The 15,068-nt window shown below is 53.3% G+C and carries 15 protein-coding genes; 7 read left to right on the forward strand and 8 right to left on the reverse strand.

The annotated features are described in order from the left end of the window. Positions 1 to 30 precede the first annotated feature (30 nt). Positions 31 to 516, forward strand: a complete 486-nt coding sequence (locus C7K08_RS05965) for a 23S rRNA (pseudouridine(1915)-N(3))-methyltransferase RlmH (protein WP_106499744.1) — start codon at positions 31 to 33, stop codon at positions 514 to 516. Here C7K08_RS05965 and trhO read toward each other — a convergent pair. Genes trhO through lysA form a run of 5 tightly spaced genes read right to left on the reverse strand, consistent with a single transcriptional unit; the run spans position 400 to position 5,875 of the window. Next, entirely contained in the window at positions 400 to 1,881 is a 1,482-nt protein-coding gene (trhO, locus tag C7K08_RS16730) for an oxygen-dependent tRNA uridine(34) hydroxylase TrhO (RefSeq protein ID WP_106499731.1), read from the reverse strand. The two genes, C7K08_RS05965 and trhO, sit on opposite strands and share 117 nt — an antisense overlap. A 7-nt stretch (positions 1,882 to 1,888) precedes the next feature. Next, positions 1,889 to 2,854: a biotin synthase BioB gene (gene bioB, locus C7K08_RS05975; RefSeq protein WP_106499732.1), complete on the reverse strand. Its 966-nt coding sequence runs from the start codon at positions 2,852 to 2,854 to the stop codon at positions 1,889 to 1,891. Further along, the gene (locus tag C7K08_RS05980; RefSeq protein WP_106499733.1) at positions 2,851 to 3,633 is read right to left on the reverse strand and encodes an isoprenyl transferase; all 783 of its coding nucleotides are present in this window, start codon (positions 3,631 to 3,633) and stop codon (positions 2,851 to 2,853) included. Before C7K08_RS05980 ends, bioB begins: the two co-directional genes overlap by 4 nt. Then, positions 3,630 to 4,475, reverse strand: a complete 846-nt coding sequence (cdaA, locus tag C7K08_RS05985; protein ID WP_106499734.1) for a diadenylate cyclase CdaA — start codon at positions 4,473 to 4,475, stop codon at positions 3,630 to 3,632. The genes C7K08_RS05980 and cdaA overlap by 4 nt, the downstream gene beginning before the upstream one ends. A 23-nt stretch (positions 4,476 to 4,498) precedes the next feature. Further along, complete coding sequence (lysA, locus tag C7K08_RS05990; RefSeq protein ID WP_106499745.1) at positions 4,499 to 5,875, reverse strand: diaminopimelate decarboxylase; 1,377 nt, start codon at positions 5,873 to 5,875, stop codon at positions 4,499 to 4,501. A gap of 67 nt (positions 5,876 to 5,942) precedes the next feature. Between lysA and rimI the strand changes: the two genes are divergently transcribed. The 5 genes from rimI to C7K08_RS06015 all read left to right on the forward strand — a co-directional run bounded on the left by rimI (position 5,943) and on the right by C7K08_RS06015 (position 11,722). After that, complete coding sequence (gene rimI / locus C7K08_RS05995; protein ID WP_241537087.1) at positions 5,943 to 6,371, forward strand: ribosomal protein S18-alanine N-acetyltransferase; 429 nt, start codon at positions 5,943 to 5,945, stop codon at positions 6,369 to 6,371. A gap of 198 nt (positions 6,372 to 6,569) precedes the next feature. Then, entirely contained in the window at positions 6,570 to 9,104 is a 2,535-nt protein-coding gene (locus C7K08_RS06000) for an ATP-dependent Clp protease ATP-binding subunit (RefSeq protein WP_106499736.1), read from the forward strand. 7 nt (positions 9,105 to 9,111) lie between these two features. Next, entirely contained in the window at positions 9,112 to 10,218 is a 1,107-nt protein-coding gene (locus C7K08_RS06005) for an iron-containing alcohol dehydrogenase family protein (RefSeq protein WP_106499737.1), read from the forward strand. Continuing rightward, on the forward strand, positions 10,203 to 11,087 hold the full coding sequence (locus tag C7K08_RS06010) for an alpha/beta fold hydrolase (protein ID WP_106499738.1): 885 nt from the start codon (positions 10,203 to 10,205) through the stop codon (positions 11,085 to 11,087). The genes C7K08_RS06005 and C7K08_RS06010 overlap by 16 nt, the downstream gene beginning before the upstream one ends. Further along, positions 11,084 to 11,722, forward strand: coding sequence for an LmeA family phospholipid-binding protein (locus C7K08_RS06015; RefSeq protein WP_106499739.1), 639 nt, complete (start codon positions 11,084 to 11,086; stop codon positions 11,720 to 11,722). The genes C7K08_RS06010 and C7K08_RS06015 overlap by 4 nt, the downstream gene beginning before the upstream one ends. Here the strand turns inward: C7K08_RS06015 and C7K08_RS06020 are convergent. The 3 genes from C7K08_RS06020 to C7K08_RS06030 are packed head-to-tail and all read right to left on the reverse strand — an operon-like array spanning position 11,694 to position 14,528. Beyond that, on the reverse strand, positions 11,694 to 12,488 hold the full coding sequence (locus C7K08_RS06020) for a phosphatidate cytidylyltransferase (protein WP_106499740.1): 795 nt from the start codon (positions 12,486 to 12,488) through the stop codon (positions 11,694 to 11,696). The genes C7K08_RS06015 and C7K08_RS06020 overlap by 29 nt on opposite strands. A 7-nt stretch (positions 12,489 to 12,495) precedes the next feature. Further along, positions 12,496 to 13,107, reverse strand: coding sequence for a precorrin-6Y C5,15-methyltransferase subunit CbiT (gene cbiT, locus C7K08_RS06025; protein ID WP_106499741.1), 612 nt, complete (start codon positions 13,105 to 13,107; stop codon positions 12,496 to 12,498). A 5-nt stretch (positions 13,108 to 13,112) separates the two neighbouring features. Then, positions 13,113 to 14,528 carry an aminotransferase class I/II-fold pyridoxal phosphate-dependent enzyme gene (locus tag C7K08_RS06030; RefSeq protein ID WP_241537088.1) on the reverse strand — a complete coding sequence of 472 codons (1,416 nt, stop codon included), beginning with the start codon at positions 14,526 to 14,528 and terminating at the stop codon, positions 13,113 to 13,115. A gap of 93 nt (positions 14,529 to 14,621) precedes the next feature. Between C7K08_RS06030 and C7K08_RS06035 the strand changes: the two genes are divergently transcribed. Continuing rightward, the coding region (locus tag C7K08_RS06035) for an AarF/UbiB family protein (protein ID WP_341272137.1) at positions 14,622 to 15,068 on the forward strand (447 nt) is incomplete at its 3' end.

Below are 15,068 nucleotides of genomic sequence, written 5' to 3' on the forward strand. Positions count from 1 at the left end.
GAAAACTTGCCAGCACCCAGGCTAATGCAAATGCTTAATTTGTCACGGATTCGCATAATTGCAATCGGCAAACAGCGGCCCGGCTGGTTGCATGATGGGGCAGCAATGTATTGCAAACGTTTAGTTGGCCTTGAAATAATAGAACTCAAAGATTCAACGCCAGAYAAGGAGGCTCAGGCGGTGCTGGCAAGTTTAAAAAATAATGAGAAATTATTACTTTTAAGTGAAGATGGCAAGCATTTTAGTTCACGCCAGCTAGCAAATGAATTAAATGAACTTAGCTCCAATCGCTTGGCATTTGTTATTGGTGGTGCCGATGGCCACAGCCCACAGTTAAAGGCTAAAGCAGATCAAATAATCAGCCTTTCAGCACTTACCTTTCCCCATGAATTAGCCAGATTAATTTTGCTTGAGCAAATCTATAGAGCTAGCACTATTATTCAAGGAGGGCCATACCATCGCGATGCGGCCACTGCTGCGGGCAAGGCCCTCGGTGCAATCACCTCGCATCAATAATCCAGAACCACCCCACACCAAACGCAGGGGTAAATCAATTGGGCTGGCCGCCAATTCCCTATGGGCYGTGAAACCAAGTCTACGGAAATAACGAACAAGTTTTTGATGTTGCTTACTGTTATCGCGTATTGCAAGTAAATTAGCTCTACGGCATGGGGTTTGCTCCAGGGCCCAGGCAAATGTTGCAGCCCAAATTAAATCGGCCACCCCCTGCAGCTGATTGCCTTGCACTCGCAGGGTGTCTAGGTGCAAACCATTGGCAAAGGGTAAAGACCAGCCCTTAAGTTCACCCAGCAGCAAAAGGCGCCCCGCATCACGGCGAGCAACCGCCACCCGCAGGGTTTTTAGTCCTAATCCACCGCCAATTTGCAGGCGCAAAATCAGCCCCTGCTGGGCAGCAAATGCTTCCAAATCAGCCAGGGACGGCATCTGCTTATTTGATAGAGAATTAGAACCTAAATGATTTTCACCACGGGCCGCGGCCAATTGCATTTGTTGTTGACGTTCAGCAAAACGTTGGCGATCAGCTTCRCTAAAATTYTCTTTGCAGTGGCGGCAACTAACCCCCKCCACATAACTTGATAAGGCCCGATCAGCGGCRGCCAGTGGCATGCCACAGGCATAACAAAGACTGTATTCACTGGGGGCRAGCTGGTGGTTTARAGCAACCCGCTGATCAAATACAAAACARTCCCCCTGCCAGCTACTGCGCTCGGCTGGAATCTGCTCTAAATACTTTAATATTCCGCCTTCTAAATGATGAACATCGCTAAACCCCTGGGCAACYAAAAGAGCGGTTGCTTTTTCACAGCGGATGCCACCTGTGCAAAATAAAGCAAGGCGTTCTGCCTTGTGCTTTTTCATTAATGGCTTCAATTCTTGTTCTACCCAAGCTGGAAAGCCACGGAAATTATCAAGGCCGGGATCGATCGCACCGGGGAAACTGCCAACGGCTATTTCATAATTGTTGCGCGTATCAATTACCAAGGTATTTGGCTGCTTAATTAAATCATCCCAACGCTGCGGCTGCACATAATTACCCACCTGCTGCTGGGGATTCAGCTCAGGAATGCCAATGGTTACGATCTCACTCTTGATCCGAATCTTAAGGCGGTGAAAACATTTTTTTGCACTCCAGCTATATTTAACCTCCAATTCATTAAATGCTTCTTCTTTTCGCAGTAAATCAATAAAATCTTTAATGCCAATTTCCGAACCACACAATGTGGCATTAATACCCTCTGCYGCTAAAAGCAAGGTGCCTTGCAAACCACCTATTTCGGCGTTTTTAAGCAGCTTTTGGCGCAAGCTCTCGAGATTATCGAGTTGTGCAAATTTATAGAAAGCTGCAACTAGGTAGGTCAAGGGCAGCTCAACTAATGCTAAAAGGTTGCACGCCTGCGGCAGCCAGCAATGCCCTATCTGCTTCCACGGCGGGATTAGATGTGGTGAGCAGAGTATCGCCGTAGAAAATGGAATCGGCCCCAGCCAACAAACAAAGAATTTGGGCTTCTTGATTCAATTGCTCCCGCCCTGCGCTAAGCCTCACCCGGCTGTGGGGCATCAAGATGCGCGCAGTGGCCACCATGCGCAATAAATCAAGGCTTTCATAGGGCTGTTGGTTTTCAAGGGGCGTTCCCTCCACTGCCACCAAACCATTGATGGGAACACTTTCAGGCTGGGGATCAAGGTTAGCTAACACCTGCAACATCGAAGCACGGTCTTTTAATGTTTCACCCATGCCAATAATGCCACCGCAACACAAACTTATCCCCGCTTTTCGTACCCGTTGAAGCGTTTCTAAGCGGTCTTGATAGGTGCGMGTGCTAATTATTTCGGCGTAGTACTCAGGGCTCGTATCTAAATTGTGGTTATAGGAGGTAAGCCCCGCTTGGGCCAAACGATCCGCCTGGCCATTGCTGAGCATGCCGGCGGTAACACAGGCTTCCATCCCAAGCTGTTTCACCCCAGCAACCATCTCCAACATCGCTTCAAACGGGGCACCATCCCTGATTTCCCGCCAGGCCCAGCCCATGCAAAATCTTTGGGCGCCTGCTTCTTTTGCCGCCTTAGCCCGCTCCAACACCGCTGCCACTTGTAATTCCAACTGGGGCCCACCGCTCACATCACTGCTGTTGTGCATCGATTGGGGGCAATAGGCGCAGTCTTCTTCGCAGCCTCCGGTGCGCACGCTCAGCAGAGAAGCGAGCTGCACCTGATAGCCGGGGTTTGCTTCCCGGTGCACCTGCTGGGCTTGCCAAAGCAAATCAACTAAAGGCAGATTTAATAGAGCTTCAATTTCGGTAAGCTCCCAATCATGGCGCAGGGCAACTGTCATTTAGCACTCTCCGGTACACCACCAAAGCGGCGGCGGCGACCTTGATAATCCAGCAGAGCTGCTTCCAGTGCCGCCCCATCAAAATCAGGCCAAAGAACGTCTGTTACATGGAATTCCGCATAGGCCAGCTGCCAAAGCAGGAAATTACTAAGCCGATATTCGCCGCTGGTGCGTATTAATAAATCAGGGTCGCATTCACCGGCGGTGTGCAATTCAAGCCCCAATAGATGCTCGTTGATTGCCTCTGGATCTAATTCGCCACTTTTAACGCGTCTGGCTAGGGCTTTTGCTGCTTGCACTAGTTCGTGGCGGCTGCCGTAGTTGGTGCAAACATTGAAATGAATGCCACTGTTATTTGCGGTGCGGGCGGTGGCATCGGCAATCAGCTGCTGCAATCCCTCGGGTAAAGCGGTGAGATCCCCCAAGAAACGAATGCGCACCTGCTCCTTTTCAAGAGCTGCCAATTCCTTTGCTAACACCCGCTCAAACAGGGTCATTAAAAAACTCACCTCCTCTCCCGGACGCGACCAGTTTTCAGTGGAGAAGGCGTAGGCGGTGAGCGTTGCTATGCCCCAGTTRTTGCATAGGCGCAGGGTGTTTTTTAATGCTTCCACTCCCCTGCGGTGGCCCATCATCCKTGGCAAGCCCCGCTGGGAAGCCCAACGGCCATTGCCATCCATGATTAATGCCACATGGCCAGGCAAGCGACTGGGATCGAGGCCTTCAGGTAAGCAGAAATGGGAGGTGGGGCTGGGCATCGCCACCAGGGGCCGGCTCATGGGCGGTTCTTGGCAGAGGCTTCGGCGAGATCGCCAGCGGTTTGAGCTTTGGAAAGCGTACGCGCCTGGCGCTTGCGGCGGTCACCAGATTGCAATTGCAGGGCTTCACCAAGAAGGGCGCGCAATCGCTCCCTTGTGATTGGCCGTTCAAATTTGCCTTGGCAGGCAAGTGAAATGGTGCCTGATTCTTCACTTACCACCACGCATAAACAACGTTCATGCCTTTCGGTGAGCCCAAGGGCCGCCAGGTGTCTGGTGCCATGGCGGGTGATGCTTTGCCGCGAAAGTGGCAAAATCACACCGGCGGATGCAATTCGATTGGCCTGAAGCAATACCGCGCCATCGTGCAATGGGGTTTCAGAAGAAAATAAATTGAGCATCAAATCAACTGAAAGCAAAGCATCGATTTGAATGCCTGGATTCAAAAAGTCTTCGGGCCGCAAATCACTGCCCAAATCCAACACTATTAAGCCSCCACAGCGGCGCTTGGAAAGCTGGCCCACCGTGTCAACCAAAATATCAACGGTGCTGGAATCTTGCCTACCCGTTTGACGGCTACCGAGCAGCACATCCAAGCGGCCAGTGCCAAGTAATTCCATCAGGCGGCGCAATTCCCCCTGCAGCAAAATTGCGAGCGCAAGGCCACACACCARCACCAGCGCCTCCATTAATTTGGAGGTGAGGGGCAAATCGCCATAACGCTGCAGCAACCAAGCCACAGCCACCAGTAAYAAATAGCCGCGCARCAACCAGAGGGTGCGGGGTTCAGTAACCCGGCCAAGCAGCARRAAGCCGAGGCTGCCGGCAAACAGCAGGTCGAAACTCAACCGCAGCCAGAACACCTAAACACCTCCCCTTAATTAATTCAACTTACCGATTTCAAGCGTTCTGGCAGTACGTCGTAGCGCAGCAACTCGTCTGGCCGCTCCCGCCTTTGCACCAATTCAGCTCTACCATCCGCCACCAAAACAGCTGCCGGCCTGGGTATGCGGTTGTAGTTGGAAGCCATCGAGGCGTTGTAGGCGCCTGTAGCCAACACCACCAACACATCACCGGGTTTACTTAATGGCAAAGCCAGGTTGCGCAGCAGCACATCGCCGGATTCGCAATGCTTTCCAGCCAAARTAACGCTCTCAACTGCTGGGGCATTGGCCTGATCGGCCAAGCAAGCCGTGTATTGGGATTGATAGGTAATCGGCCTGGGGTTGTCGCTCATGCCTCCATCAACCGCCACATAGGTGCTGAAGCCGGCGATCTCCTTGCGGCTGCCGATTTGATAGAGGGTTACGCCCGCCGCTGCCACCAGGGAACGGCCCGGTTCACACAACAGCCGCGGCAATTCAAGGCCCCGCTCCCGGCAGGCCCCTGCGATTGCCTCTGCCACCACCTGCACCCAGCGTTCAATGCTGGGGGGATCATCGGAGCGCACRTAGCGGATCCCAAGGCCACCGCCAACGTTTAAATCGCTGATGGTGTGGCCKAGGGAATGGGCCAGCACCATGGCATCGGCAAGTACCGCCGCCAGGTCGCGGTGGGGATTTAGTTCAAAAATCTGTGAGCCGATATGGGCATGCAATCCCCTTAGCTTTGCCCAGCTGCAACCAGCCAAATGGCGCAACACCGCCTCCAGCTGGTCGGGATCAAAGCCAAATTTGCTATCTAAGTGRCCAGTGCGGATGTATTCATGGGTATGGCATTCAATGCCAGGGGTAAAACGCAGCAATAGGGGCACCTGGCCCCCATGCCCCTGGCAAAGCTCCTGCAACAGCTCAAGATCACGCCAGTTGTCTACAACAACACAAATGCCATGTTGCAGGGCAAGGCTTAATTCCTCAGGKGATTTGTTGTTGCCGTGGAGCACGATCCTTTCCGGCGGCATCCCCCCCTCTAGGGCAGTGAGTAATTCACCAGCGGAAACAGCATCTAAGCCCAAGCCCTCAGAGGCCACTAGGGCAGTAATTGCCAAACTGCTATTTGCTTTTGATGCGTAGATGGCCAGTGAAGGGCCGGGGTAATGGCGCGCCAGGGCTTGGCGATAGGCGATGCAGGCCTGGCGAAGGCTGAGCTCATCAAGCACATATAAAGGTGTGCCAAAACGGGYCGCCAGGTCGCTTAAAACACAGCCACCCACCCGCAGGCGCCCCTGGGCATCCAAATCGGTACTAATCGGGGCAAGATTGCGGTTGGGGCTTTCAAGATCAATAGCTCCATCAGCCCAGGGCAACCCGGGGGTACTTGCCATTGCCATCGCTATGCAGTTGGAACCGATCCCCTATCTTTTCAGCCCTTCGGCCCCAACAAAGCTTGGGTTGAACGCAAAAGCAGCATGTTTAGCCCTGGATCAAAGGGCCCTCGGCGGCTTTTGGAGCGAAAAACAGTGGCAGGAGGAATTRGAGMGGCAGGCAAATATTTGCATTGGCTACTGGAGCACCCCAGGGGCAGAAACACTGCTGGGCTTGATCTGCGGCTGGGTGGTGGCAGATGAAATCCAAATCAGCATGGTGGCTGTGGAGCCGAGCAAAAGAAGGCTTGGCCTTGGCACAAAGCTGCTCCAAGATCTCCTCGCCAGGGCAAAGGAGCAGGGATGCCTGCGGGCCAGCCTTGAGGTTTCAGAGGCAAATCAGGCCGCCATTGCCCTRTATGAAGGGGTTGGATTTTCTACTTGCGGAATCCGTAATAACTACTACCGAAATGGCGACAATGCCCTGATTAAAGTAAAAGAACTTTGCGAAATTTAAGCTAAGTATTTTAGCGGTAAATTTTTTTAGCGGTACGGTTTTCCGGCCAATGTAACCAGTAGCAGCCAAACTTGCGTTTGATTTTAAAGCATTAAAAAGCAGCTAAATGCAGTTCAGGCCAAGTTATCGGTTTTTCCCCCACAGCCCCCCTTCAATTCCTGATAGGTTGGGATCATCTGCAGGCTCTGCCGCCAAACCATGTTCGAGCGGTTTACCGAAAAAGCCATCAAAGTGATCATGCTGGCCCAAGAAGAGGCCCGCCGTTTGGGTCACAACTTCGTTGGCACYGAGCAAATCCTGYTGGGTTTGATCGGTGAAGGCACTGGTGTAGCGGCCAAGGTTTTGAAATCAATGGGGGTAAACCTCAAAGATGCTCGCGTTGAAGTTGAGAAAATTATTGGCCGWGGTTCAGGTTTTGTTGCCGTTGAAATACCTTTTACACCCAGGGCCAAACGCGTTCTTGARCTCTCCCTGGAGGAGGCGCGYCAGCTGGGCCACAACTACATCGGCACTGAACATCTGCTGCTTGGTTTAATTCGCGAAGGCGAAGGTGTAGCCGCAAGGGTTTTAGAAAATCTTGGCGTTGATCTAGCCAAGGTTCGCACCCAAGTAATTCGCATGCTTGGTGAAACCGCTGAGGTGAGCGCTGGGGGTGGCAGCAAAGGYTCCACCAAAACACCCACCCTCGACGAATTTGGTAGCAACCTCACCCAATTGGCCTCCGATGGCAAACTCGATCCAGTGGTGGGTAGGCAAAATGARATTGAACGGGTAATTCAAATACTTGGTCGCCGCACTAAAAATAATCCCGTTTTAATTGGTGAACCAGGTGTTGGTAAAACCGCCATCGCTGAGGGCTTAGCCCAGCGCATAATCGATGGTGAAGTTCCSGATATTTTAGAAGAAAAGCGWGTTTTAACCCTTGATATCGGTTTGCTTGTAGCAGGTACTAAATACAGAGGTGAATTTGAAGAGCGGCTTAAAAAAATCATGGAAGAAATCCGTGGTGCCGGCAATGTGATCCTTGTTATTGATGAGGTTCACACCTTGATTGGAGCGGGTGCCGCTGAGGGTGCAATCGATGCTGCAAATATTCTCAAACCTGCCCTTGCAAGGGGGGAACTGCAATGCATCGGTGCAACCACTTTAGACGAATACCGCAAACATATTGAGCGGGATGCAGCCCTTGAGCGCCGCTTCCAGCCCGTGATGGTTGGTGAGCCATCAGTGGCCGAAACCATTGAAATTTTGCGGGGCCTAAAAGAGCGTTATGAAACTCACCATCGCCTAAAAATATCCGACGATGCCCTAATAGCTGCTGCAACCCTTGGCGATCGCTATATCTCCGATCGATTTTTACCTGATAAGGCAATTGATCTTGTTGATGAGGCCGGCAGCAGGGTTCGCTTGTTAAATTCGAAATTGCCCCCTGCGGCCAAGGAATTAGACAAGCAGTTGCGGGCAGTTCAAAAAGAWAAGGARTTGGCCGTTAGGGAGCAGAACTACACAAAAGCTGGTGAGTTACGCGATAAGGAAGTTGAGTTGCGCGAACAGGTTCGTGGCATAACCCAAGCCCGCCGCGATGAAATTGCAGCCAGCAATGAAGCCCCAGCCGATGGCGAACMAGCCAAACCAGCTGAAACCACAACAGACGGCACCCCAGTGGTGAGCGAGGAGGACATTGCCCAGATTGTTGCCTCCTGGACAGGCGTTCCAGTTCAAAAATTAACTGAAACAGAATCYGCCAAATTGYTAAATATGGAGGAAACTCTCCATCAAAGGTTGATCGGGCAAGACGAAGCCGTTAAGGCTGTTTCAAAAGCGATTAGGCGCGCCCGTGTTGGCCTTAAAAACCCAAATAGGCCGATTGCCAGCTTTATTTTCTCGGGCCCAACAGGTGTTGGTAAAACMGAGTTAACAAAAGCTTTAGCCGCATATTTYTTCGGCAGTGAAGARTCCATGATCCGCTTAGATATKAGCGAATTCATGGAACGCCATACCGTTAGCAAATTGATTGGTTCCCCCCCCGGCTACGTGGGCTTTAACGAAGGCGGACAACTCACGGAAGCMGTAAGAAGGCGCCCCTATACKGTCGTTTTGTTTGATGAAATTGAGAAAGCCCACCCRGATGTATTTAATCTGCTCCTACAACTACTTGAAGAYGGYAGATTAACYGACTCAAAAGGTCGCACCGTTGATTTCAAAAATACACTTATTATYATGACTTCTAACATCGGTTCTAAAGTAATTGAAAAAGGTGGCGGCGGCCTCGGCTTTGAATTTGGCGGKGGTGATGTTGAAGAGAAYCAATAYAATCGAATTCGCTCCTTGGTTAACGAAGAACTCAAGCAATATTTYAGGCCTGAATTCCTCAACAGGCTCGATGAAATAATTGTATTCCGMCAGCTCAACCGCGACGAAGTTAAGCTTATTGCYGAYATCATGCTKAGGGAAGTATTCACCCGCATGCAGGAGAAAGGTATAAGCCTTTCTGTTACTGAATCATTTAAAGAGCGCTTAGTGGAAGAGGGTTACAACCCCAGCTATGGAGCACGCCCCCTAAGGCGTGCCGTTATGCGCTTACTTGAAGATTCCCTTGCGGAGGAATTCCTCTCTGGGCGCCTTAAAGATGGTGATGCYGCCCTGGTGGATGTRAACGAAGACAAGCAGGTTGTAATCAGGCAAACAACCCTGCCCCAAGAGCAGCCCGAGTTGGCTAGCGCTGGTGTTTGATTAGGGGATGACARCCCCTGCCAGCAGCCAGCATTCCATCGCCCCCGCCCAGCTGTGGCGGGGGCMTGGGGTATGGCAACAGGGCCTAGCGGATATCAAAAAAATCTCCAGCAAACCACTGCTACTAGGCCGCAGCCCAAATACCCGTGCCCTGCGGGGGAAATTAGCCCAAAGTCTCACTAACAGCGGCCTCACAGTTGAAAGTGCTGAATTAAAATTTGATTGCTGTGAAATAGATTTAGCAGCATTAGAATTAAAAGTTCAGCAATCAAAATGTGATGGGGTAATTGCCAGTGGTGGTGGCAAAGTTTTAGATGCCGGCAAACTACTAGCTGATCGTTTAGATCTACCATGTATCACTGTGCCCACCAGCGCTGCCACCTGCGCCGGCTGGACAGCCCTTGCGAATATCTACAGCCCCGATGGCGCTTTTCAAGCTGATGTAAGCCTCAAGCGCTGCCCACAACTATTGATATTCGACCATCAACTAGTGCTTACGGCACCAGCACGCACCCTTGCAAGCGGCATCGCCGATGCCATGGCTAAGTGGTATGAAGCCTCCGTGAGTAGTGGTCAAAGTAGCGATGGATTAGTGCAACAGGCTGTTCAACAGGCCAGGGTTCTACGTGATCAATTACTGATTGAGGGGGTGGCTGCCCTGCAGGATCCTGGTTCAGAGGCCTGGGTTCGGGTGGCCGAGGCRAGTGCCCTCACCGCTGGTTTAATCGGCGGCCTCGGCGGTGCCCGTTGCCGCACCGTTGCTGCCCATGCCGTGCACAATGGCCTCAGCCAATTACCTGCCTGCCACGCTTCTCTCCATGGCGAAAAAGTTGCCTTTGGAGTGTTGGTGCAACTGCGCTTRGAGGAACAAATTGGCGGCAGCCAATTGGCGGCCCAAGCGCGCCGCCAACTAACACCTTTTTTCAAACAACTGGGCTTACCGGTGAATTTGGCAGATCTCGGCCTTGCTAAGGCCAGCCTTGAGCAATTGCAACAGGTGTGCMGCTTTGCCTGCCAAACAAATTCCGATTTGCATCACCTACCTTTTCCCGTGGCTGTTGATGATCTACTGGCTGCATTGGTAAGCAGCACCCAAGGATGCTTAGTTCACTGAATTGGGCTGCCCAGCAGCTCAAGGATCCCCAGGGCAGGGCCCTAGCCGCATCAATTCGCTGGCTAGCCCTCGATCTGCCAGGGAAACTGGCAGATTTGGAATGGCCCGTAGCCGTAGTGGGCCAAGGGAAACCAATACTGATGCTGCATGGTTTCGAYAGTTCATTTCTTGAATTTCGCCGCCTCGCSCCTTTGCTTGCAAGCTCCCATCAACTTTGGATTCCCGATCTTTGCGGCTTTGGTTTCTCCCCAAGRCCCCCTGGCGCCGCCTACGGYCCCCAGCTGGTTTTAAGTCATCTCAAGGCGCTACTGCCATTAATTCAGGCGGCTAATCAATTTGAAAAAATCGGTTTAATCGGTGCCTCCATGGGGGGTGCCGTGGCATTGCAGTTGGCCATGGCATTAGAGCAAAGCAATCCTCAATTAGTGGATAAAATGCTTTTGCTTGCTCCKGCGGGCATCACCGGTAAAGCAAGGCCCCTGCCAGCACCATTTAATAAATTTGGCGTTGCATTTCTTGGCCTGCCAGCAGTGCGMAGGGGGCTATGCCGGCAGGCATTTGCTGATCCAAAGGCCAGTGTTGGGCCTGCAGAAGAAGAGMTTGCCAGTTTGCACTTAAAAACACCTGGCTGGGCTGAATCTTTGGCCACCTTTGCCAGCAGTGGTGGCTTTGCCGAGGTAGACGGTGCATTGCCAAGCTGCGAACTGCAGGTGCTTTGGGGTGCAAACGACCGCATCCTGCCGGCAGCGCAACGGCAAGCGGCCGCAACYCGATTGGGCGATTGCTGCACGGAACTCAAAAGCTGCGGGCATCTGCCCCACCTAGATCAACCAACCCTGGTGGCATCCCAYTGGMGGCAAAGCCGATGAGCGGGCCCCTAATGCAGCTGCTCAGCCAGGGCATGCGTTTATGGCTTACCAGTGTTTGCAGTGAATTGGAGCAGCTTGATTTGGATTTGGATGGCTCGGCCCTTGGRCTATTGGCTGGGCACCTGCAGGGGKGGAAACTAACRGCTAAGGGTGTTGTTTTTCAAAACCTAGCCCTTGCCAATGTKGAACTCCAAAGCGATCCGATCGATTTTGAAGTTGGCGGTTTAATCAAAAAGCAAAAATTACAACTAAAACATAAATTTCAGATTCAAGGCTGCGTAACTTTTAGCGCTGCCAATCTAAATAAATCYCTTGCAAATCCCCATTGGCTTAGCTTTAGCAACAATATCGCCAGTCAGCTATTAGGAGCCAACAATTTAGCTAGTTACGTAATAGCTGAGAACAAACTAAGTTTATATAGCGACGATGGCAGATCCATTCAATGCAACCTAGAAGTATTAGATGGCATGCTTTGGTTGCAACCCATTCATTCCAAATCAACAGCGGCCATACCAGCGGCGATACCAGTGCCCATGGATCCTGCGATTAGGCTTGAGAATGTATTAATTGAGGGCCAACAGTTGAAGCTAACGGGCAGCTCAATTGTTAGCGCAGGAGCGGCTGGATCAAAGTAACAAAATAGAAAACAACTGCTGGTGTAAACAAATAACTATCCACACGGTCTAAAATCCCCCCATGGCCTGGAATTAAGGCCCCTGAATCCTTCACCCCCGCATCCCTTTTCATCATTGATTCAGTTAGATCTCCCACCAAAGCAAACAGGGCAACCAAGGCACCTAAAACCGCTCCCACGGCCCAGCCCCATTGCCAACCAAGCAAAACACCACCGCAGGCGCCGCAAATCAAGCAGGCCGTGAGGCCCGCCAGGGCGCCCTCCACCGTTTTATTTGGAGACACCTCAGAGAGCATCGTGCGCCCATAGCGGCTGCCCCAGAGGTAGGAGCCACAGTCGGCAGCCCAGATCAACACAAATGCCAACAGGGTGATTGCTAAACCATCGCTGGAAGCCCTGAGGCGCACCCAATGGCTGGGTAAAAAGCCCAGGTAAAACAAACCAAAAATTGAAGCGGCAATATCGGCAATGCTCCCCGTGATCGGCTGCAGCAACAACCAACCGCAGATCACKGTGCCCGCAAGCGGCAAAATTGCCGCCGCAAGGGCACTACCTGGAAATAACTGGGTGGTTATCAACAGCAATTGGCAMACCACCAAGGTGGTTTTTGTKGCAGGCCTTATGCCCTTGAACTGGGCTAAACGAAAAAATTCCAGCAGGGCCAAATGCACAATCACCCCAAGGCTGAGGGTGAACCACCAGCCGCCAAGCCAAATGATCACTAGGGCAAAAAGGGCTGCYGCTAAGCCGCTCAACCATCTATTCATCGCRTGCTCATTGRTGGCGCTCTGCTGCGATCAAAAAGAGCGGTTCCGCCGCCCCCAACCTTGTTTGRTCGCCCCGCCGTTGCATGCGATGAACCGTAGCCTGCACCACCTGTAAATCAGAGGCCTCCAGCTGCCCTAGATGGTCGGTGGCATCCACCAAACCCTCCAAACTTGAGGTGCTGATCACCAGYCGCCCCCCCAAGGCCAACGATTCCCAAACAGCCCTGAGCACATCCCCAAGGGGGCGCCCCACCTCAAGCAACACCCGATCGGGATTTGGGGCAAGCCGTTGCAAATCAACGGGGGCTTGMCCCTGCAACACCTCCAAATTATTTATGCCAAAGCGGGCCCGATTGCGTTCAAGTAATTCCACCGCCTCTGGATCGCGCTCTAGGGCCTGCACGCGACCGCGGGGCAGCAATCGGGCGATTTCAAGGGCAAGGGCGCCGGTGCCGCCACCCACATCCCACACAACGGAATCAGGCCTGGGCCTCAGGTGGGCCAAAAGCATCACCCGTTGTTCCATCGGCGTGGGGCTAAARCCGGGCGCAGCCTCAAAGGCCCCATCGGGTATSCCGGGGGTAACAAAATCCCACTGATAGGGGGCCTGGATAAACACCAGCCTCAGGCCAGAACCTTCACCGTATCAGCGATCTGCCCCCCCCATAACAACAGTTGTTGCTGCAACCAATCAATCCGTGCTCGATCCAAGCGTTCCCCCGGCAGCAGCAATGCAATCCCTGGCGGGTATGGGCAGATCGTTTCTGCTGCAATTCTTCCCTCTGCTTCAGCTAGCGGCAAAYTGATCGATGCCAGGCGCCAGGCCTCTGCAAGGGGCAACTGCAATTGAGCCACAGCGGGGAAAGGTGGCGCCTGCAATGGCCTTAAGGGCAAGGCACTGCCCTGCAKGCGTTTCAATTGGCGCAGCCCACGGCGCAAGGGGCGGCTTAAGGGCGCCACWGGGGCTAGGCCAAGGCAAAAGGTGAGTGTTAACGCCTCTGGGCATTCAGCCACAATTCCCCTTGCCATCAACCATTCGTCGGCGGCAATACCGCTAAGGCCCCAGMGGGCTGAGTGAAAAATCAGCCGCAGGGGGTCTTGGTTTTGCAGCAGGGGAACCCCCTCCCGCTGGAGCGCTGCCGCCAGRTCGCCCGCCTGCTTTAGGCAAACCTGCAGCTGGCAACGGCCCGGGGCACTGGAACTGCGGGCTACCGCCTGTTCCGCAGATAGCAACAACAGGGCACTGGTACTACTGGTTTGCAGCCAAAGCAGGGCCCGCTCCAATTGCTCAMGCTGCACCCKRCGGCCCTGCAGATGGAGCGCCGCCGTTTGGGCAAGGCCCCCGAGGGCCTTATGGAGCGATTGCACCACAAGATCAGCCCCGGCTGCTACAGCTGCAGTTGGCAGGTTGCTGGCAAAACTGAAATGGGCTCCATGGGCTTCATCCACCAACACCGCTATCCCTTTGCCATGGGCAATCGCCACCAAGGCAGTTAAATCGGCGGCAAAGCCCTGATAGGTGGGCGACACCAACACCAGCAAAGCAATCGGACCCACCTGATTTAGTAGCTGCCCTAGCCACTGGGCAGGTAGGGGCTGGGCCAAACCACTGGCTTGATCAAAGGGAGGGGCATAAAAAATTGGCTCCAAATTCCCCAACAGGCAGCCATGCAGAAGGCTGCGGTGGTGGTTGCGCGGCAACAACACCCGCCCCCCAGGGGGTACCGCCCCCAAAAGGGCTGCCTGCAACAGGCCACTGGCGCCATTAACCCCATACCAACTGCGCTCGGCGCCAACACAATTGGCCAGGCGTTGCTGGGAAGCAGCTATCGCCCCATCGCTAACTAAGGGCCCCCCCAGGGCGGGTAGCTCCGGCAGGTCGAGCTTCCAAGGCAATTGATGCCGCAGGCGATCGCCAGCCCAGGCGCGGCCGCGGCCGTGGGCGGGAAGGTGTAAAAAAACGCCGYGCCGGCGCGCCTCTTGCCCCAGGGCAAGGGCGATGGGCCATGGGTCCTTGGCTGGAGCTAGGGGATTCCACACCTGCCCAGTCTTCCAGTTGAGTGTTCCGCTTTCTAGAGTTAGYGGAGCGAAGGTTCAGTTATCTACAAGCGCGCCGCTGTTCCMCTGCATCAATTGCTGGCTCGCCTGGTGGTGGTGCTGTGGCAACTGGGCAGCTTGAGCCTCAGCCTTCTGAGCCAAGGGGGCAGCGAAAACCCTGAGGTGCAAAAGCGCCTGGGCCGCGAATTACTCCATACCCTTACGGATTTAGGGCCTTGTTTTATTAAATTAGGCCAGGCACTTTCCACTCGCCCTGATTTGGTTAGGCGCGACTGGTTGGAGCAACTAACGCGCCTACAGGATGATCTACCAGCTTTTGATCACAACTTAGCCCTTGCAACAATCGAAGCTGAGCTGGAGGCCCCTGCCCATAGTTTATTTGCAAATTTTCCAAATAAGCCAATCGCAGCTGCAAGTTTAGGGCAGGTATATAAAGCCCAACTCCACGATGGCCGCTGGGTGGCGGTAAAGGTACAACGCCCAAATTTGCAAGAGCGTTTAGTACTTGATCTAGCGGTAATC

This window comes from Synechococcus lacustris str. Tous (assembly GCF_003011125.1).
Lineage (GTDB): Bacteria > Cyanobacteriota > Cyanobacteriia > PCC-6307 > Cyanobiaceae > Synechococcus_D > Synechococcus_D lacustris.